We start from the raw sequence: 19728 nt of genomic DNA, 5'->3' as shown, positions 1-19728 counted from the left end.
TAGTCTTTTCCGGGTGCTGGCGCTAAAGTATGGATATCCATCCAGTTATTTTGCACTGACTGGAGCTAAGTGGATACCCCTTACATCCGTACAGTGTAAGGGGCTGCTGGGCCCTGCGGACGTCGAATCGGGGTTGGAATTGGGGCTTGGTGCGCTTTGTTGCCCCGAAGATCACCCTGCTCAAAGCTCGTGCCGGTGGTCGATCCACCAGGCGGCTTTCTTCTGCTTCTTGTGCTCCGAGTCGGGGAAGTGCTTGAGATGGGCAGTGCGCAATGAAGTCGCCCAGTCGATCTGTCGTGGGGTGCCGATGAGGACCGGAAGCCCGGTGGCAGCGGCCTGAGACAAATCCCGTTGCATCCGCTGGCGCCCCTCGGCGCGCACGGCCTCTGCGCGCTCGAATGCCTCCCTGGCGGTTTTGCCGGTGCTGTCCCGGCATTTCCAGAGCGTGGCGGTGCAGAAAGAGGTCACCAGCTCCTGCGGCGTGTTCCCAAGATCCAGCAAATGCTCAATTGTCCCCAGAGAAACGGGCGCGTATTCGGCCAACGCCTGAAGGCCATGCGTAGGGTCAATCTGTCTGGCCTCTTTGAGGCGGCGTGATTGGATTTCATTGAGAACTGAACGCGAAATCTCTTTGTCAGCCATAGACACTCCAAACGAGCAACGGGCAATCACCTGCCGGTGGGCCGTATGCCAGTGTATCCAGCAGGCGCCGGGGACGGAATGCGGGCCTCAGAACAGGAATTCAAGGGAAAACGCCCCTCTTTTGTCAGTGCGAAGCACTCTGGAATTCGAACCACGTATCCGGCGCGCGAGTATTTGGAAATCGTGGAACATCATGTAATCCAAATCGTAATTTGGAGGTGAAATGCCTGATAAAATGGCCATCAAATCATCGGCATACCCGCGCGAAAGGCGGGGTCGCAAAGCCTCCGGTCTACCATTCCTCTGACCAGGAATCACGATAGCGGGGCTGCACACGGCGCGAAACGGACACCACGGTCTGGCAAATGCGCTGCTGTTGCGAGTTGTGGGCCTGTTGCGCTCTACGACTCCAAATCGACCTCCTGATTGCGCGTCTATTCCGGTGTGAATACAGGCCAGAAGCCCCCCTGCTCTCTCGCATCGAGCGCAGAGGCACCTTGCCGAATGGTTTCAACCAAAGAGCGGAAAGCGCCAACCCATGCAGAAACTCAAACGCAGCCTGAAGCTTGCTGCCTTGCCCTTGTTCCTCGCGGCCTCGACCGCCAATGCCGCTGGCTCTACGGGCGATATCACAAACCAGACGGACCTCACCACGGGCATAGCCGAAATCATCCTGCCCAACATCACGCCCAACGATGCCGGGGAAGGTGTTCGCAAGGCAATCTCTCAGTTCGGGATACCCGCGACCCTGAGCTACCGACCCATCGCCAACACCACACCCGCGCGCCCCGGCCAGCCTTCGACCATGCAAGTTGAAGTCCTGGGCACACCCGCAAGAGCGTATGTGTGCGATGGGGGCTTTGCCGAATTGCGCAAGCGCCCCGCCGCGACAGCCAACGCCTTCATTCAGGTGGCAGAAGGCACGCAGGTGTGCCTCTACAACTTCAAGGCAGGCGTGAAGGCCTATGTGGTCTTCAATCGCATCGTGCGCTCCCAGTCCCTGACCGCTGGGCTATTCAAGGGGATCACGACCGCCATTCAGGGCAAAGACGAAGACCGCATCGCCAAGGAACTGAAGTGGAGCATTGACGAAATCAAGAAGGTCTACCCCGGCGCGCTCATCCAACGCATATCCATTCCCGGCAAGCCTGTTGAGGAACCCGACATGGAGGCGGTGGCCAAGATACTGCCCGCCGAAGTGTCTCCTGCTGCTGCCGCGATGACTGCGGTGGCCACCGCAGTCCCTGCCACTCAGGTGGCGCTGGTGGCCCAGGCTCCCGCAGGCTCCGTCCAGGCAAAAGTCAACGCCCGCAAAGACCTCAACGCCATGGGGCTGCCGTACCACTCGGCGGAACAGTTTCACCAGGCTGTCTCCCGAAAAGATGATGTGGCGGTAGGCCTCTTCCTTGCGGGCGGCGGGGTTGATCCGAGCACCGCAGATGCCAGCGGCGTGAGTGCACTGGCTGTGGCCGAACGCATTGGTGCACACGACATTCTGGTCATGTTCAAGAACCACGACACCATGAAGACCCCGCCTGCGGCGCCTGTTGTTTCGGCGGCTGCGGCCACGCCATCTGCAGTGCCCGCGCAGGCAAGCGCACAAGGCCAGCCCCTGCCCGACATTCCTGCCGAAATCAAGGTACAAATCGACCAGCAGATCGACGCCATGCCGTTGACCCCAGAGCAAAAGGAAGCGCAACGCAGGGCGCAGTACCTCAGCGTTCAAAAATTGCTGCGCTCTGTCGATTCGATCAAAGCATCAACCAATCAGTAAGCCCCAAAACTGAATTGCGAACTGGACCGTGACAGGGTACTCAAGCCTCAGGCACGCCTCCTGATGGCATCGAACTCGCCAGGCCCTGGACTACCAGGGGAATTGCCCATGGGCTGAGGTGCTGACCGTCATCACGGCAAGCACTCAAGCCAACCTCGGCTCCCAAACCGCCATCAATGCGCTGAACGTAGCCGCCGAAATCATCAACACCGAGCAAGCGCCAAGCCTGCTCAACTGAAGACGGGCCCAGAGGCCCCAGTGCGCACGTTGATCACCCCTTCGGTGCACGCGCAACCCAGGCAATTGCGCTGTACACCGCCATCGGGACCACTACCCCAATCGCAAGCAAGTGCAAAAGGACCAGGAGCTGCCTCTTCGGCAACTCCTGAGAATCCTGCTCAGAAAGGCTGCTGTAGTGCTCTCTGATCAGGTCCCTTTGGGCGCGGTATTTCTCAACTGCCTGTTTGCTGCACCCCGCAAGTATGTCCTGACCAACATTCCCACCAGACTGGATTTCACACTGTCGCTTTGCATCATCCAGTTCGCGTCGCGCGCCCTCAAACTCTTCGGCCTGATTTGCAGACAGCCTGACGTCTATAGATCCTTGAGTTGGAAAGTCTTGCCACAAGTAGTAAGTGCAAAGCCCGAACCACGAAAGAGACGCCAAAACGGCAATGCGTTGCCACCGATTGAATTGCTTCATCGTCAAATTCTGCACTCGATCTCCTGAAAGGAACTGCAAAAAAGCACCATTGAAGAATCAACTTCAGGCGTTGCTCGTGGGGGCTTCATAGGGCATCAGGCGGCACGATGCCGACAGCATAAGCGGGTGACCCGGTAAACCATGCTTAGTCTGGGCCAGGCAGTTGATGACCCGCCCTGCGGCACTGATCATCTGCAGCACCTCACCTGCGCGATCAATCCTCCGTGCACGGTCCCCCCAAGCAACACAGACCGCTCCAGCGCCCTGCATGGCGTCGTGGATGTGCCTGTCGTTGTCGGGCCCAACAGGGTAGCCTGCAGCCTTCAAATCGAGTGGGTTCGTAGCCCTGAATGCAAACAGATTGACAACCTCGATGCCATCGTAGTGATGGTCCTGTGCAAAGCGGATGCAGCGGCGTACCGTGGGGTCATCCTGAGAGCTGTCAGCAGTGCTCGGATTGAGCATCACGAAAAGCAGGTAAGCCCCCGGCCCCCAACGCCTCCAGAGCCTGTAGCGGTACTGGCCGCATTCGCTCAAGAGCGCGCCGGCATCCAACGAGGCTCCTTCAATGGATTGCTGAACCGGTTGCAGCAGCACGAAAAAAGACAGTCAACCCCGAAACGAAACGTCACCACTGCCGTTTACCCGACTGTCTCGTACCTTCGGATTCCCGCTGATGATCATGTCGCCCGAGCCGTTGAGCAAAACCTTGGCTTCGTCTGTGGCATACGCGTGCACATTGCCTGAACCAGAGAGCTTGACATTGAGTGTGCGAGCCAACAGCTTATGCATCTCAATGTCACCGGAACCTGTCAATTTCAGGACCAAGTTTTCCACACACCCAGAGGCAGCTACATCCCCCGAACCTGACAACTTGACACACAAATCGGTCTGATCCAAACCGCTCAGTGAAACACTACCGGAACCAGTCAGTTCAACATCAACGGTCTGCGGCATCGAGACTCGAACCAACATCGTCTTGGTGGACATGATCGAGATACCGCTCTTGATGCCAATCACCAAGGTTGAGCCTGACACCTCGGTCAGCATGTAGTCCACCAGGTTGTCTTCGGCGCAAACTTCAATCGAACACACCGGACCTCTGGTTACCTGCACCTGCGCGACTCCCTTGATTTCTAGAGAGTCAAACGTGCCTACCACTGGTCTGATTTGGGTAATCAAGTTGCCACTGCCTTGCACAGAGTTCCCCATGCCCTCGATGCGAACACTTCTGCCGTCGATCATGATGCTGCCAATCTGGACAGAGCCATCACCACAAGAAAACTGGTTGATCTTCATATCAGTCATCAATAAAAAAGTGAGCGCGCCGGATCATGGAACCGACAGCCAAACCAACTGCATGAGTGTATGGATGCACTCCCCCGACATTCAGGCCCTCTTCAACGCCAGCTCAAGTGCGTTGGCCAGCTCATGGTTGCCGCTCTCAATGGCCTTGCGCAACTCGGCCACCAACACCTCTTTGCTCTCCGGGCTGGCAGAACTCAAGCTCTGCCGCGTCATTTCACGCACGGTCTCATCCATGATCGCGGATCGCACCTTGCGAAGCTCATTGGCCTGATGCAGCTTGTTGACGGCTCCTGTGGCGGCACTGGCGACGACTTCAGCCTTCTCGCGCGCCATGGCATTGGCGCGAGCATAGTTCCTGCGCACAAAGCGCCAGATCGCATACAGAATCAGCAAACCCAACGCGAAGATACTGCCATAAAGAATCAGCGCGATTTGTGCCTTACGCTTGTCAGCGACATACCTTTCTTCTGCGTGCTTGGCGTTTTCGGTTAGGGCAAAAGAGAGCAGCTCATTGAATTTGGCAAGCTCGATGTGTTGCGCGCCATTGGCAAAATTCAATTTCAACGCATCACCTTTGAGTGCGCTGTCAAAAAGAGACTCAGCGGACACGCCACTGGCATTGTCCAACTTCCAATTGGACTTTTCGAATTTAAGAACTTTTGCAGCAACATCTGACCAGGGCCCTGCGTCTTCGGCGACCACCTTCAGGTAATACGGGTTCGACCACATTTCGCGATTCATCCGCTCCCCACGTGATCGCATCGCTTCTTCAATCGCATCTAAATAACGGACTTTGTTGAAGGTAGCAAACAAAGAGCGATCACAGTCCGTACCGCGAGGCCAAAACACACCCTCGAACAAATGGGAATAACGAACAGAGCAGGAATGGGTGGCGACGATATCGATGGTGGGGCCAACTCGCCAAGCCGCTCCGTATTTGAAGGTGGGGACCAAATCTGGATCGGACCATTGTTGTGGATAATCCAATAAATAATTGCTAAAACCACCTTCGACCAAGGAAACCTGCCTCACTGCATCCGTGGAAGCCTTGGAGACGGCTGTAATCTCCAACGCTCGACGCTCACTGGCTTTTGTAGGGCCGACAAGCATGCAGGCAAAAGAGAAAAACAGCAAGAATACCCGGACGAGTGTGTTGAATCTGGTCATTTGCTCCATTATGTCAGGACTTGTGAGGCCCGAGCACTGAGCCGCATACCTGCGAAAAACAAGGAAAATACGCGCGTTTAAATCTAAATGGGCGCATTTCCTTGCGAGGAAGGAACACGGCAACTACAGTGAGAGTCATGCTGGGAACAGCCACAAAGCCCAACCTATCCCCATGACGATTGCCCACCCCCGCCGCCGCATCCTCGGCGCATCCGCCCTGGCCCTGTTGAGCGCGCTGCAGCACAAGCTCGCTGCAGCCGCACCAGCACAGACGCCAGCACAGGCCAACACTCCAGGCTCGATGCCGGTCTTGATGATCGGCCACGGGAGCCCAATGAACGCTCTGCGCAACAACCCGTTTACCAAGACACTGACCCAGTGGGGCAAGGACTTGCCACGCCCCAAAGCGATTTTGGTGGTCTCCGCACACTGGCTCACCCCCGGCAGCATCATGGTGCAATCCTCGGTCAAGCCCCCCACCATCCATGACTTCAGTGGCTTCCCCGCTGAGCTGCACGCAATGCAGTACCCAGCCAAGGGCGCCCCTGAATTCGCCACCAAAGCCGCTGGGCTGCTCCAGAGCGCGGGCGCACAGGCCAGCGCTACACAGCAATGGGGCTTCGATCATGGAACATGGACCGTCCTCAAGTGGCTGTACCCCGGCGCTGATGTGCCGGTGTTTCAGGTCTCCATAGACTACGACAAGCCTGGTCGGTTTCACTACCTGGTGGGCAAGGAACTGGCCGCACTGCGCAAGCAAGGCGTGCTGATCGTGGGCAGCGGCAACATCGTGCACAACCTGCGCGCAACCGACCGGGAGTTTCCAGAAGGCCTTGCTGCCAGCCAGAGCTGGGCCCGCGACTTCGATGAATTCGCAAAGCATGCCCTGAACACACGAAACGATGGGGCTTTGATAGACTTTCATCTGCAGGGCTCAGCCGCACGAATGGCGGTACCCACACCAGATCATTACTGGCCGCTGCTGTACGCGCTGGGTGCTGCGAAAGAGGACGAAAAGCCCCGGCACGTCTTTGAAGGCTTTCACAGCGGCACACTGTCCATGCGCTGCCTTCAGTGGGGCTAAAGCCAGACCTGTGCTGGTCATGGCTGCTTATAACGAGTCAGGTCTAAAAGCAGGCCCATTACTTGTAAGAAGATCAATGCAATTCAACGCCAGCACCTGGATCTGTACGCGAAGAACGCAACCTAACTGAATTAGAAGGAAACAAGACGTGCTCCACGACTTCGCAATGGTAGGTGGTATTCTAATAAAGTACGGCATCATCTTGTTCATCATCTTTTTCTCGATTGCTCTCCTATCGAGTTTCGTCACCACCTTCCTTCGGGAGCCAAGCACAGTCGCCAAGTTGATATTCGTGACCGCCACCCCTTACGCGCTTGCGTTCTCGGTTCCGTATTTCATCCTGCATCATTGGTTCGGAATGCCGTTCTGGCTGAACACAATCGCGGGGCTGGCAATCTACGCGTTCACACACGGCTACCTTGAAAAGCGCATTGACGTCCGATTCAAGGACGAACGTGGCGAATGAAATCATGCGCTCGTGGCACCGCTCATAGCGCCCTCCTGATTCACAAGGATGCAACCATGGAAAAGCCCCCAGCTCTGGCGCACGTGAAGGCCATCATCATGAGAGCCTGTACGGCTGCAATCCTCTTTTCCGCAGGTGGCTTGAGCAGTCATTTACACGCACAGAATCTGGTGCGATGCACCGCGCCTGATGGGCGAACCTCCTACCAGCACGAGTGCCAGCCTGGGCATAAGGCCACCGGCATGTTCGGGCGCGAGCTTCGACCGCCTGAGCCTGCGAAAAAGAAAGCGGGCGACCCCAACATTGAATGGCACACAGAACCAAGGCGAACCTCCAAGCTGATTGAACCCTTCAAGTACAAGTTGCCTGGGCACGTCACGGATGCTGAGGGCGAAGTGACCGCAAGTTGCTACTGGCGAGGAAGAATCACAGGGGCAGGCCGCTACTGCGGTGACAGCCATGCCGACCTCACGCGCGTAAGGCAAGGGTCTGACTACGGCGGCTCCGATTTCTTTGTGTGCAAAGACGGAACCGCCTGCAATGTTGAGCGTGTCTGCGGCAGCAGCGGGCCGGGGTCGGATCATGGATTGGTGCGCATGGATTTCATGGGCCCTCACATGAAGAAAACCGACGCCTATTGGGACGTTTTGCGAAAGTTTGAGCAGGCCGTCAAAGCGTGCAGCGCATTTCTCCCCACTGTGGGGGAGGCAGCGCGACAGACCTACAGGCCTTGAGGGGCAGCTCCCCATCTGCCACTGGCCCGCGAGGCCATGGCGTCGCCTCCCTGCACCAGCCACTGTTGTTGCGCGCTCGCAAATGGGCTAGAAACTACTCCAATGACCGAACCACGAAGCAAGGCCTTTGAAGCGGCAGAAATCTCGGACACCATTGCCCTGCTGGAGCAATGCGCGGCATACCTCAAACGCATGCCCCCGGTGGCCGTGACGCTGGGATTGATCCGCGACATTGAAAACCATCTGGCCCAGCCTGAGACGATCACGGCCCAGCGATTGGCCAGCGTCAACGCAAAGGAGCTTGAACTCAGGCACGAGGTCCGCACCGCGCGCAAGTTCTCCCCCTCCGGCGCACCCCTCTTGGATGTTGAAGTCCACGGCAATCACGTGCGTGTGAGTGCTCACGAAGCCTATCTGCGTGAAGGCATCGACCCTGAAAAACGAAGCGCCCAGGCCCAGTCAATGCTGGACATGCTCGCCTCGGGCGTGGAGTTTGAGTTGAAGGTCGATGAAAAGGCCAGCGCACAGCGCAGGTGGGGCGAGCCCTGAAGGCGTGGCCTGGGGCTTTGAACTGCCTGATGCAGAACCAACGCCCTCAGGGTCTCCCACCCAAGTACGCAAGCACATCAGCCCACATGCCAGTTCGGATATCGGACATGGGCCCGCCCTGAAGTTGTGAGCGCAGGTATTCAATCGCGCCAAAGATGGCACCCTGCACCTCGTAGCCTCCGACCTCCAGATTCGCGCGCCCCACCACTGGCGGCAAAGCTTCTTCCCAGCCCTCGAAGCTGGGCCATGGGGTGATGAATTGACGCCCGTCCAGATGCTCGACCCGTACCCAGCCCGTGCCGTCGCGCAGTTTGTAGGCCGCGACCCCGGTTCGGGGCTTCATCCAGGCCCAAGGAAATCTCGGGCGCGTGGGCAAGGGGCGACCGCCCGCGTGCGCCCATGGGGCTACAGGAGCCGGTGCAATGCTGGGGGCTGGTGCCAGGGCTCTGGATCGCTCCAAGGCGCTTTGCTGGGCCTCACGCAGCCGAGCAAGCCGCAGCGCTGCGGCCTGGCGTGCCTGTTCTTCTTGAGCCTCAAAGCGCGCCAGCAAGGCCTCGGTGTTTTCCTGCAGCATCTGCCGCTCTTCGGGGCTCAGAAGCTTGCCGCCCCCTCCCCCGTATTGGGCCTGCCCCAGCGCCAACAAGCCCCCAAAGCGCTTTTGAAAACAGGTGGAGCCCAGCACCAGAAGCTCGCCGCCGTCCCTGACGATGTGAATGGCCCTGTAGACCGATTTCTGGCACCCCGGCTGCGCGCACCGCACGCGCTCAGAGGCATCGACCTCCACGATGGCCAAAAGCCGCGCCCCCGCGCTGGGCTTAGCTCCAGGGCCCGCGTTCATGACTCGTCGTCCATGTCATCGTGTGAAGGGTAGGAGCCGAACTGGCCATGATCCCGGAAAGAGTGCCCCCAGTACCTCTTGGCATCCAGGCGCCGCTCCTGGCTGGCACTGTCTGGGCTCGGCGTGTCCTTTTCTACAGCGGTGGAGGCACGGCTTGGCGTAGCGCGGTTGTGCTTGGCGCTGTTTTGCTCCAGTGACCTCGGGGCTTGGAGATCCAATGCGTAGAACGCCTTGAGCCCGTGAGACCCAATGACATGCGACCTCAGTTGCGTGATATTTGGAAACGTTGCCTTGCACTTGGGACATTTCAATTCGGGGCTCACGCGAGGCCCTGATCTCTTCGGCGGCTTCTTCGGCGACGAACCCGCACGCGCAAGGATCGGGGCCAGCAAAATCGTTTTGATTTTGTTGGTCTTGTTCCCAGAGGATTGGACAACTTTTTTGCGTGGTTTAGGCCCGTGTTCCTGTTGAATGTGCGCCAACAAGCCCGAAACGTATGCCCCACACTCACGACATTGGGTGAGCCCTGAGCCTGGCGATGGCTTCACACGAGAGCCCAGGTAAGCCCCTTGCGTTGATTCCTCGGATGACTTGACCCCGTACATGCCCGTTCCCCAGCATCGAAAGCAGTTGGGATTGTCTCCACCACAGGGACAGGGCATCGAACCGAGTGACATGGCTATTGGGCCTCAGGTTTCAAGTTGGAGCGCGGGATACAAACCAGTTGCGGATATCGTCATAGTCCTGGTGCCCGCCCAGGATGGCCACCGCAGCCACCGAATGGTCCAGGGTGTTCATGTAGGGCACTTCGGGGGCGCTGCCCTCAATGAGCTGGCACAGCAAGTCATCCTCATCCATGTTGAGCAACTGCCTGCATGTCAAGGGGCGGCTGTCGTAGATGCTGCAGGCCTGATCGCGCAAGAAGGGGCACGGCTTTCCGAAGGTCTCCTTTGCAGCGCCCGTGGCATCCCCCTGAGAGGCGTTGTGCATCGTGTACTTGCCTGCCTTGGGATTGAGGGCGACACCGGTCTCTTTGGCGATCACCTGAGCCTCGGCGCGCGAGACAAGGACGGCAATGTGGCAGCAATGCGAGCACCCCTGTCTGCAGGCTGCAAGCCCCCCGGCTGTCGCAGCCATGGCATCAGCGGCTTTTCGAAGCCAGAAAATGCGCTTTGAGCCGCTGGCGGCGCGTGCTGCTTGCTCCACGAGCCTTCCCTCAGCGGCGCGGCTTTTACCGGCCAGCGCCTGCATCTTGTGTTCGACCCGCTCTTTGAGCCCCACCCAGCGTTCTTGGATGCGCTGCAGGTTCTCCGTTGTTGCCGCAAGCACGCGGTACTGCTCCCCTGCCTTGGGTGCCACCAGGTTGCTCACGCGGCCGTTTCCTGCATCTTGATCGCGCGAAACATCGCGCAGCGCCGGAAGGTGGCCAGCGTGAGCGGCTCCTTGTGCGCCACCGCCACCCGCAAAGCCAGCCGCAGGAGCATCTTGGTGTCGCGCGGCGCAATCTCGGGGAAAAGTTCGACCAACTCAGCGATCAGCTCGTCACTGAGAGGGGCTTGGTACTGGGTGGCCATGACGCGCCAGATCGCAGCCGCATCCTTGGGGCCTGGCGGGTCGTAGTTGATGATGGCCGCGCAGCGCGAAATGATGGCCTCATCGATCTGGTCTGAACGATTGGTGGTCATGAACAGCAGGCCGTCGAAGTATTCGAGGGTGCGCAGGAACTCGGCCACGATGGCGTTTTGCTCGATGTTGTTGCCGCGCTGGACCACGAACACATCGGCCTCATCCAGAAGAAGCACGCAGTCCCAGCGCTTACCCCGCTGGAAGATGGTCCGCAGGTTCTTCTCAATGTCCTGGGCCGTGGTGCCCAAAGCCCCGGAATGGATGGAATACAGGGGCTTGTCGATCAGCTCGGCATACACCTCGGCCGTCAAGGTCTTGCCCACGCCGGGAATGCCCTTGCACAGGATCACGTTGCCAGCACTCTTGCCCTCAATGAAGTCATTGACGAAGGCGTTCAGGTCCGTGGTGAGAACGTCCAGCAAATCCCGGTGCGTAGGCGGCAGGATCAGCTTTTCGCGCAGCGTCTTGTCGTACTGGTAGGGGGTCAGGTTGTCCGCATTCACCCAGAAAAACTCATGGGCGCTCAGATCAAAGACCTTCACCAGCGGGTGCTCGGGAATCGGCCCCACGCCCATGGCGCCATCGTCCGTGTCAGGTGCGGCATCAAACAGCGATGACTCGACATAGCGCTGGGCCGTGCCGTAGTCTTTGGACTCAAGATCGTGAATCACGCGCCGCCCCGTCAACTCCACGTTTCGACGGTGGTAGTGGTCTTCCTCGTACTGGTAGACAACACCGCTGACACGAAACTGCTGGGCGAAGGCACCTTGTGTGACCTTGCGGTGCCGATCCAAGGATTCCATGTGCGCATCGCGAAGCGCCTGCGTTTCCTTGTACAGGCCTTGGTCAGCCAAGATATCGGCCACGCGGCGCCTGGCCACGTCTTGCGGAGAGAACGTGTGCACACTCCCGTAGACGGAAATGCCCCCCTTGATGTTGCCGTCCCGGTTGAAGCCGTAGCTGGTGGTGCGAATGCGAACCGTGGGGGTGGGCTGACCACGGCCATGGGACTTGCCATCATCGAAACTGATGCTCGTCACAAGCTCGGGGTACATCTTGCCGTCGCGCCCCTCGACATAAATCCAGCCGTCGATGAGGCTGGACTTCAAGAAGGCCTCGACAACCCCCTGGAACGCTTTGAAGTTGGGCACCGGCTTGCCGAAGTCCCCCGCCCTGGCCTGCGCGATGGACTCGACCGCACGAACAGCCTTGGCGTCACCCACTGCGGTGGCAGCGGCGATCAGGTCCCCCAGAGCCTGCGTGTCAAGCTGGCTCGCATCAATCCGAATTTCACGATCATCACGCAGGACCTTCGCATAGTCGCGTGCCTTCTCAAACGAAGGGTTCACAGTTGCTGCGATGAGTTCGGTGGATACGGTAAGGGACATTCGGTTTCCGATTCTTGCGCTCAGTTTAGGCCTTAAAAGCCACGCATACCGCCACGCATACAGCCGCGAAAGACCGCCTGAACCCGGACAGCGTGCGGCGGGAGCCGGTGTCGCGGGGCGGGCAGGCCAGGCGTCGGCACGCTCGGCAAGGTATGGCTAAATTGTAGCCCCTTTGGTTGCTCAAGTGTACGTTTTATTAAACTGTTTCCCTCAAATGGTGGATATACCGATACACTCGGCGTCAAGATTTGAAGGCAAAGGCTCGCATGTTTGAGAGAGAAGACTGGACCCTGTTTCGCAACATCGGCACCCTCGGGCAAAAGGCGGGCGTGCCGGTGCGCCAACTGGCAAGCCTTGTCGCCAAAGAGCTGACCGACAACGCGCTGGACGCGGGCGCCAACGTCACGGTGCGCTACGAATCGGGCTGGGTGCTCATTGAGGACGATGGCCCCGGCCTGCCCTGCGATCCTGGGGCTTTGGCGCGACTTTTCTCGATCCGCCGCCCCCTGACCTCATCCAAGCTCGTGCGGGTGCCCTTGCGGGGGGCTTTGGGCAATGGGCTGCGGGTGGTGACGGGCGCCGTGCTGGCCTCGGGCGGCAAGCTCTACGTGGAGACCCATGACAGGCGCTTTCACCTAAGCCCCAAGGATGACGGGACCACAGGTGTGAGCAGCGAGCCATGCGAGAGGCCCACGGGAACCCTTGTGGCGGTCAAGCTGGGCCCAAGCGTGCCAGTGGACCCCAAAGACGTCCTGACCTGGGCGACACAAGCCATCGAGCTGGCCCCGCACGGCAAGTCCTACCGGGGCAAAACCTCCCCATGGTGGTACGACAGCGAAAGCTTCTTTGAAATGCTCCAGGCCGCAGGTGCCAGACCCCTGTGCGATGTGCTCGTGCAGTTCAGGGATGTGAGCGTGAGCACCGCCCACCATTTCGGTCAAGGCTTGGCCGCGAACGCGATGAGCCGCGCGGACAGCAACCATCTGCTGCAGGCGCTGCGCGAGGTGTCCGAGCAGCCCAAACCGGGCATCCTGGGCAAACTCGGCGATGTGTTCCAAGACTTCGCCCACGCGCATGAGGGCGGCGTCATCGAAATCCTGGGAACAGGCATGCCCGCCCAGATGCCCTACAGCATTGATGCCTACGTCGCTCATGGGGAAGACGATGAAGGCGACACGTGCTCGTTTTTCGTCAACCGCACCCCCATCACCGGTCAGATGAGCGTGCAGCGCCAGAAGTCGCACGAGCTGGGCATCATCGGCTGCGGTCTTCGCCACCTGGTGGACGTGGGCCGCAAGCCAATCTCCCTGATCTGCAACATCACGACGCCCTACATGCCCATCACCACCGATGGCAAAGAGCCCGATCTGCATCGCTACCTCCAGCCCCTGTACCTGGCCATCACCAAAGCCGCGAAGAAGGCCAAGCGCCAGTCGGCGCAAGTCAATGGAAGGCGACAGACCCAGCGAGAGGTGATCGAGGGCAATCTGCGGGGCGCCATCGACAAGGCCAGCGGCAACAACCGATACAGGTACTCACTGCGCCAGCTCTTCTACGCCGTGCGCCCCTTCATGCTGGACGCGTTCGGGAAGGAGCCCGACTACAACTACTTCGCGCAAGTCATCACCGACATAGAGGCCGCTGCCGGGGAAGACTTGCCGGGGCTTTACCGTGATGCGCGCGGCATCATCTACCACCCGCACACCGGGCAGGAGATACCTCTTGGCACCCTGAACGTGGAGAAGTACGACCGCCCCGAATGGACGTTCAACAAGGTGCTGTATTCGGAGAAGGAAGGCTTCTTCAGCATCCTCAAGGACACAGGTTGGCCCGAACGCAACGACTGCGCCCTGCTCACCAGCAAGGGGTTTGCCTCGCGCGCGGCGCGGGACGTGATCGACTTGATGGGGCAGACCCAAGAAGAAATCTACTTCTTCTGCATCCACGATGCCGACGCCTCGGGCACGCTCATCTACCAGGCCCTGACCGAAGCCACACGCGCACGCGGCGCGCGCAAGGTGCACGTCATCAACCTGGGGCTTGACCCGTGGGAAGCCGTGGACATGGATCTGCAGGTGGAGAGGTTTCGAGCTGAAAACGCCAGCTCCAAACGCGGTGAGCGCCGTCTGCCGGTGGCCGACTACGTGCCCCAGCAATGGGAAGAGTGGCTGCAGAGCCAGCGTGTGGAACTCAACGCCATGTCCTCCCCCCAGTTCATTGAGTGGCTGGACGGCAAGTTTGAGCAGTATTCCGACAAGGTGGTACCGCCCTCCCCTGTCCTGAGTGACGCCTTTGGCCAGGCCACCCAAGCCTCGGTCAAGCGCATGCTGGCGGCAAGGATCTTGGAGGAAGCCGGGTTTGACCAGAAGGTGGAAGCACTCGTGAGAGAGGCCCGCACGCAAGCGACTGCCCTGGACCTCAATCAAATCGTGCGCCAGGGCCTCAAAACGGCGCCACAGGCACGCTGGGACCATCCCCTTGAGGTGCAGGCAGATGCGCTCGCCAGACACGTCCTGCGGGGCTGACGTGCACCCCAGCAGCCCCTGCTCCCTGCGCCTGATTGCCGGCCTATGATCCAGAGCGCTTTGGAACCGGCCCGCCTCACCACGGCCCCCGCATGAAAACGACGATGAACAAGGTCAAGAAGAACGACACCCAGACCCTGCAGCAGCAGATCACGGCCCTCACCGCCCGTGTGGAAAGCCTGGAGGCGGCGCTCGGCCGCATGTACATCAACGCCCAGGCGCCAGGGGATGACGCGGCGCGCAGCACCCAACCCCGTGCGCCAGCCACTGCCCAAGCCAACGCTGAGCGGGAAATCCTGCTCATGAAGCTCGACGGGCTCACCCTGAAGCGCAATCAGATTTTCACGGCCACCCTCGGGGGCTTGAGCTATGACGAGATCGCCAATCTGATGCAAATCAGCGTGAGCACCGTCAAGATCCAGTTCAAGCACGCCCTGGACAAGATGGGCATTGCAAGTCGTCAGGTTTTGCTGACCAACCACCCGCACATGCTCGACCCCATTGGGGATGCCGAGTACCGCAAGCGCTTTGGCGTCTCCAAGCGATGGTGGCCCGTCAATACACAAGCCCCAAAGCCCAGACCACGGCAGGCCGCAGATCGCGGCAAATCAAGTTCGTAGACAGCCTCACGGCCGTCCTGGTGCCCCTCTTGTGGGAAGATGCGTTTTAACGGAGATTCCAGTTACAGCGTGCTGTATCAGCCTCATCCCACGGCTTGAACAACGGATTGAGTTCTGGCTTGAAGGGGGTAAGGCCGGGGTAGTTCCCAATTCCGCATGCCTCATCCTCATTGAGCCAAAGTTCGGGATGCTGGTCGATGAAGACCCTCAAGCCGTCCACCGTCTTCGAGCAACACGCATACAGCAAGCGCATCCTGCCAAGACCGGTGTGCCGGTTTGGCCTCTCTGCAGCAAGCCTGTACGCCTTGCACATCCTCTCCAAGAGCTTCAAGCCATTGTGTTTGGTGCTTCCGAAGTTGTCCCCCAGCTTGGAGTCGGCCTGCTGGCGCATCCAATGAAGGCCTTCGATGTAATACCGTATGTCCCACTTCTGGGCACCGGGCACAGCCATCACGATGTTGGTCACTGCAAAAAGCACGTACTTCGCCTGACCGGACTTGATGAAACGGGTTTTGCGGGCCAATTCTTCAATGGAGACCGGGTTGATCTCTGGTCTGAAACCTGGCCTCGCCCCGCTTGAGGTGCGCCTGCGCAATCGTGGTTGCTTTTCGGCTGTATGTTCGGTGGTGTGGGTGGCGTGTTGGGCGGCTTCGCTGTTGAGCATGGGTTGAACTGCCTTGAAAAAACTGGTCGATCCAGCCGCTCAAGTTTGGTTGTTCGCTATGCCCAAAAGGGGTCTGAAAAGCACTGAAAAACCGCGCCATTCAAGGGCGCAACGGCCAAGCCCCGGCGCCGGCATCCATGGGCTTGTGTCCTTGATGCAACGCTCTGTGCCCCAAGTGCAAAAAAACTCTGAAATTGACGAGCGGCACTTCGGTGGTGTTTACGACTTTGAATCCGAAACTTTGCCCCCCGCGCCGCGCCAGCCCGCATAAATCCTCATGGGGTGTTTACGACTTTATTTGCAAAGCCAAGGCAGCAAGGGTTAACCCTGGTTTTGCCTGCGAAAGTGGATCGGTTTTCGAAAAGCGGTCCACCCTTGCAGCCGTCTGCTTTTCTGGCTACCTTGGGTGCTCGAAGACCAACCAAAAAACACGTACCTGCGACATGCTCTACACCCTGCAAGACGCCCCAGCAGCCATCGACTTCACAAACGCCTTCTGGCGCACCCTGGTGGACGCCGATCCGGGGATTCAGGCTCCTGCACCTGACACCGTTGGCTCGGCCCGTGGCGACCGGTTCCACCTTCAGTGGTGGACAAGCCCCGATGGACAACACTTCGCAGCCCAAGTGCTCGACACCCAGCAGCCCAGCCTGTGGGAAGCCTTTGCCATACCCGCGCCCTCGGGCGCCACGGTGGCGGGCAAGCGCATTTGTTGGAGCGATGCCGGGGAAGGCGCAATGGAGGCGATCTGGAGGGCCGTTGTCGGTGCAAACGAGCTTCCCACCCTGGGCCATACCCGCCATCCCAGCTTCGTTGACATAGTTGCCGCTGGTACGAACCCGGCAGGTGTCTCGCTTGTGCGCGATGCACACGCGCTCGTGGATGGGCTCAAAGCTGACGTGGACTACTGGATGGGGCTTGCCAAGGCGCTGCACAAGGCCAAAGACGAAAAGCCCCAGTTCCGCCCCGTGGGAAGAGGGAGCGAGTCCACTGCCCATGCCGCACCTGCCCCAGTCGAACCAACCAGGAACTGGCGTCTGCGTGACATTGACCAGTGGGCTGCGCAAAATGCAGATCGGATCATCGTACTGCCTCGCGCCATTTCAGCCACAAAACGCAGCCCCTACGAATCGGCTGACCTTCTGTACGCGTGCCTGGAGCTGCTGGCTGAGGAATACAGGCTCGTCAAGCTGGGCCAGGCCGACCGCAACGCCTTCAAGGTCAAGGCGGAAACCTTGGGGCTTGAGTTTGGAGGGTCTGTTGAGCCCAGCACGGCCGGCATGCTGGGAGACCAGTATTTCATCCGCTGGAGAGGCTCCAGACGTTTTCTCGATCAACACCTTGCAAAAGGGTCTGCCCGCGACCCGCGTTTTTGCCTGCGGATCTACTTCACGTTCTGTGAGGATGAGAAAAAAGCGGTGGTGGGCTCAATGCCAGCACACCTGGGCACCTCCTACTCCTGAGAACAGCGAAATGACCAAACTCACCAAGGACCAGCGGCGCGCGCAGAAGAAGCAAAAAGAGCGCAAACAATCCCGCCAACTCGAACAGGCCTTCAACCGCAAAATCAAGACCATGGCCCCTGCCATGGCAACCATCCACGCTGCAGTTGAGCAATTTGTGGAACGCGACGTTCTGGAAAATGCGTTCGTGACCTTGTTCAAGGGCGCGAGCGCCAAGTCCCTGCCCGCCCCGTTTCACGACGCTGCATGGCAGGAGCTGCAAGCACACACCAAGGCCCTGATCTACCACTCCATCTTGTTTGCCTACGACCCTGAAAACGCAGAGGACAGCACACTGCGGGGACGCGCCTACTTTTTCCCGGATGATGACCACAGACCAGTGAAAGAGCATTTTCCGTTCGCCGCCGTGATGGCCAGCAAGTGGCCCATTCGACGCGTTGTGCAGGAGTTGTCGCAGGAGATTCTGGGGAAGGTAACGCCGGGGGCCTATGTGTTCGGCATACCGTTCGGGTACCACGGGGTGAACTTCGCGGTTGTCACCTCCAAGGATGCCCCTGATGTGCCAGCGTATTACCTGGTCACTGCTGACGACTGGCACTTGCTGAACAAAGACGCGTGTGATGAACTGCTCGTGCCAATCCTCATTGACGCATTCTCGATGTACGGGGAAGAAGACTCACAGCACAACAGCGACCTTCGCATGATCGGCGTGCTCAACCCTGAACTTCAAGAAGCGGTAGAAGAAGGTGTGCCTCCGGCGCTACTGACGCCCCTCATGCGCCAGGCCATCATGGCGGCAGGCAGTGGGTTGTGCGATCAAGTGGATATGCTGGTGGATGTGCTCAGGGAAATGGAAGAAGAGCAAGAGGAAATGGGCAAGCTCGCGAGCCCAGATCAGGACTATGAAGACGGTCTTCGCGATGGGGAGCGACAGCGTGACGAACTGCTGGCTCGGCTCAAGGCGGCAGAAGAACAAATCCAGGCGATGAAACGGCAGGCTGCGAGCCGACCCAAAGTGGCTCCTGAGGTGCCTGCAACTGCACGTGCGCTGGCACTGAGCGAACGCATGGGCGCGCTGCTGGCGCCGCTGCACTAGGGCGACAGGGGCGCTACGGGTTGATGCTTGGATCGGGGATGGGATCGGGGCTTGAGTGCCCTGGGTCGCCTTGCGCCGACAAGCCATCCCCTTCCACAACACCCTCAGTGCCCACCACGTTGTTCGTCACAGGGCTCATAAGGTCTTGGAGCGCGGCAGCGATGAGCAACGTTTCCTGGATGGTCTGGTGGGTCAGCGACTGCTCATTTGTCGCATCCCTCCATGACAACATCACCGGATTGACGCGGGGATTGAAATGCCTTGCTCCAGGGTACGGAGCCATGCCTGCCAGCTCTTCCCCGCTCAAGCAAAACTCCGGGTGCCGCTTGAGCATGGCCGTCAACACTTGCACGAGCCGCTCAAGGCTCTTCTTGAAAACCGCCATCTTCTTCAGCTTGTCAACGGCAGTCGAATCGGGTTCATACAGCCCAAGCTTGAATGCCTCCAGCAGTCGCTGCAAATATTGCAGCCCGTGATGGCTGGGTGTACCGAAGTCTGGCGCCACATGCTCATCTGCAGCCTTGGTCAACGTCTTGATCGACTTGATGATGCGACTTCTTTGCCACGGCTCAGACTGCGCAGGGATCGACCTGATGAGGTTGTAGAGGCCATGGCCCACGAGGTGCTTTTTCGCGGGGGGCATGTACCGCGTCACTTTGGCGAACTGGACAATCAGGGCCGGGTCGATTCGTTGCCTCGCGGCGTATTCCTCTTTCGACTGAGGCTGCCAGCGTTTGCCCTCGCGGAAGGTCTTCCCACCCTGGCCCACGGCTGCACGCGGTACGTCTGATTTCTCAACGACGATCACGCGCTTGCGCTGTATGGACGGCTCTTCAACGTTCAATGGGGACACTGCAACTTGCATGGGCACTCGATCTGACAGATTTCACCTGGGGCGGCCAGCCCGTTGATGGGGCACAGTATGGAAGATCGACATGCCAAATACGGTGCTGAAAAGCACGCGAAACCACGACGTTTCGATGTGGCCCGCTTCCTGCGTGCGTATTCCACGCCATGGCGGACACGATTCCATGCTGATGGCGGACAGTGTTCCAGCGTGATGGCGGACACCGTTCCACGC

20 protein-coding genes and 1 riboswitch are annotated in these 19728 nt (G+C 59.2%); of the genes, 10 read left to right on the top strand and 10 right to left on the bottom strand.

Annotated features, from left to right (window positions below):
* Positions 1-180: 180 nt before the first annotated feature.
* Positions 181-642, bottom strand: coding sequence for a hypothetical protein (locus ACFQU0_RS11560; protein WP_382200877.1), 462 nt, complete (start codon positions 640-642; stop codon positions 181-183).
* A 242-nt stretch (positions 643-884) separates the two neighbouring features.
* Positions 885-978: riboswitch (cyclic di-GMP riboswitch) on the top strand.
* 202 nt (positions 979-1180) lie between these two features.
* Here ACFQU0_RS11560 and ACFQU0_RS11555 point away from each other — a divergent pair.
* Positions 1181-2416 carry a hypothetical protein gene (locus ACFQU0_RS11555; protein ID WP_382200875.1) on the top strand — a complete coding sequence of 412 codons (1236 nt, stop codon included), beginning with the start codon at positions 1181-1183 and terminating at the stop codon, positions 2414-2416.
* A gap of 271 nt (positions 2417-2687) precedes the next feature.
* Here the strand turns inward: ACFQU0_RS11555 and ACFQU0_RS11550 are convergent, their stop codons facing one another.
* The 4 genes from ACFQU0_RS11550 to ACFQU0_RS11535 all read right to left on the bottom strand — a co-directional run bounded on the left by ACFQU0_RS11550 (position 2688) and on the right by ACFQU0_RS11535 (position 5603).
* Entirely contained in the window at positions 2688-3134 is a 447-nt protein-coding gene (locus tag ACFQU0_RS11550) for a hypothetical protein (protein ID WP_382200874.1), read from the bottom strand.
* A gap of 48 nt (positions 3135-3182) precedes the next feature.
* A complete protein-coding gene (locus tag ACFQU0_RS11545; RefSeq protein ID WP_382200872.1) occupies positions 3183-3716 on the bottom strand; it encodes a DUF1643 domain-containing protein in 534 nt (177 codons plus the stop codon).
* Positions 3717-3728: 12 nt separating this feature from the next.
* Positions 3729-4418: a head GIN domain-containing protein gene (locus ACFQU0_RS11540; RefSeq protein WP_382200870.1), complete on the bottom strand. Its 690-nt coding sequence runs from the start codon at positions 4416-4418 to the stop codon at positions 3729-3731.
* Positions 4419-4508: 90 nt separating this feature from the next.
* Positions 4509-5603 carry a hypothetical protein gene (locus ACFQU0_RS11535; protein WP_382200868.1) on the bottom strand — a complete coding sequence of 365 codons (1095 nt, stop codon included), beginning with the start codon at positions 5601-5603 and terminating at the stop codon, positions 4509-4511.
* A gap of 163 nt (positions 5604-5766) precedes the next feature.
* On the opposite strand from ACFQU0_RS11535, the gene ygiD reads away from it, so the two are divergent.
* From ygiD to ACFQU0_RS11515, 4 genes are all read left to right on the top strand, one after another.
* Positions 5767-6678 (top strand): 4,5-DOPA-extradiol-dioxygenase, encoded by a 912-nt coding sequence (gene ygiD, locus ACFQU0_RS11530; RefSeq protein WP_382200866.1) that lies wholly within the window; start codon positions 5767-5769, stop codon positions 6676-6678.
* A gap of 148 nt (positions 6679-6826) precedes the next feature.
* A complete protein-coding gene (locus ACFQU0_RS11525; protein WP_382200864.1) occupies positions 6827-7144 on the top strand; it encodes a hypothetical protein in 318 nt (105 codons plus the stop codon).
* Between the two features lie 56 nt (positions 7145-7200).
* The gene (locus tag ACFQU0_RS11520; RefSeq protein WP_382200862.1) at positions 7201-7878 is read left to right on the top strand and encodes a hypothetical protein; all 678 of its coding nucleotides are present in this window, start codon (positions 7201-7203) and stop codon (positions 7876-7878) included.
* Positions 7879-7980: 102 nt separating this feature from the next.
* Positions 7981-8427 (top strand): hypothetical protein, encoded by a 447-nt coding sequence (locus tag ACFQU0_RS11515; protein WP_382200860.1) that lies wholly within the window; start codon positions 7981-7983, stop codon positions 8425-8427.
* Positions 8428-8473: 46 nt separating this feature from the next.
* Here ACFQU0_RS11515 and ACFQU0_RS11510 read toward each other — a convergent pair whose 3' ends face one another.
* From ACFQU0_RS11510 to ACFQU0_RS11500, 3 genes are all read right to left on the bottom strand, one after another.
* On the bottom strand, positions 8474-9211 hold the full coding sequence (locus ACFQU0_RS11510) for a hypothetical protein (protein ID WP_382200879.1): 738 nt from the start codon (positions 9209-9211) through the stop codon (positions 8474-8476).
* 750 nt (positions 9212-9961) lie between these two features.
* Positions 9962-10636 (bottom strand): YkgJ family cysteine cluster protein, encoded by a 675-nt coding sequence (locus tag ACFQU0_RS11505; RefSeq protein ID WP_382200858.1) that lies wholly within the window; start codon positions 10634-10636, stop codon positions 9962-9964.
* Complete coding sequence (locus ACFQU0_RS11500) at positions 10633-12279, bottom strand: AAA family ATPase (RefSeq protein WP_382200856.1); 1647 nt, start codon at positions 12277-12279, stop codon at positions 10633-10635. Before ACFQU0_RS11500 ends, ACFQU0_RS11505 begins: the two co-directional genes overlap by 4 nt.
* A gap of 266 nt (positions 12280-12545) precedes the next feature.
* On the opposite strand from ACFQU0_RS11500, the gene ACFQU0_RS11495 reads away from it, so the two are divergent.
* Both ACFQU0_RS11495 and ACFQU0_RS11490 read left to right on the top strand, forming a co-directional pair.
* Positions 12546-14804: a hypothetical protein gene (locus tag ACFQU0_RS11495; protein WP_382200854.1), complete on the top strand. Its 2259-nt coding sequence runs from the start codon at positions 12546-12548 to the stop codon at positions 14802-14804.
* 92 nt (positions 14805-14896) lie between these two features.
* Positions 14897-15424, top strand: a complete 528-nt coding sequence (locus tag ACFQU0_RS11490; protein ID WP_382200852.1) for a helix-turn-helix transcriptional regulator — start codon at positions 14897-14899, stop codon at positions 15422-15424.
* A gap of 46 nt (positions 15425-15470) precedes the next feature.
* Here the strand turns inward: ACFQU0_RS11490 and ACFQU0_RS11485 are convergent, their stop codons facing one another.
* Positions 15471-16088 carry a hypothetical protein gene (locus ACFQU0_RS11485; protein WP_382200850.1) on the bottom strand — a complete coding sequence of 206 codons (618 nt, stop codon included), beginning with the start codon at positions 16086-16088 and terminating at the stop codon, positions 15471-15473.
* 13 nt (positions 16089-16101) lie between these two features.
* Here ACFQU0_RS11485 and ACFQU0_RS11480 point away from each other — a divergent pair, with 13 nt between their 5' ends.
* The 3 genes from ACFQU0_RS11480 (at position 16102) to ACFQU0_RS11470 (ending at position 18647) form a co-directional block, all read left to right on the top strand.
* Positions 16102-16359, top strand: a complete 258-nt coding sequence (locus ACFQU0_RS11480) for a hypothetical protein (protein WP_382200848.1) — start codon at positions 16102-16104, stop codon at positions 16357-16359.
* A gap of 172 nt (positions 16360-16531) precedes the next feature.
* Entirely contained in the window at positions 16532-17551 is a 1020-nt protein-coding gene (locus tag ACFQU0_RS11475) for a hypothetical protein (protein ID WP_382200846.1), read from the top strand.
* Between the two features lie 10 nt (positions 17552-17561).
* Positions 17562-18647 carry a hypothetical protein gene (locus ACFQU0_RS11470; protein WP_382200844.1) on the top strand — a complete coding sequence of 362 codons (1086 nt, stop codon included), beginning with the start codon at positions 17562-17564 and terminating at the stop codon, positions 18645-18647.
* 13 nt (positions 18648-18660) lie between these two features.
* On the opposite strand, the gene ACFQU0_RS11465 is transcribed toward ACFQU0_RS11470, so the two are convergent.
* Complete coding sequence (locus ACFQU0_RS11465; RefSeq protein ID WP_382200842.1) at positions 18661-19512, bottom strand: hypothetical protein; 852 nt, start codon at positions 19510-19512, stop codon at positions 18661-18663.
* Positions 19513-19728: the final 216 nt, after the last annotated feature.

It is taken from the genome of Hydrogenophaga defluvii (assembly GCF_042665235.1).
Taxonomy (GTDB): Bacteria; Pseudomonadota; Gammaproteobacteria; order Burkholderiales; family Burkholderiaceae_C; genus Hydrogenophaga; species Hydrogenophaga defluvii_A.
Note: the sequence above shows the minus strand (reverse complement) of the source record. Positions and strands in the feature narration are given on the sequence as shown.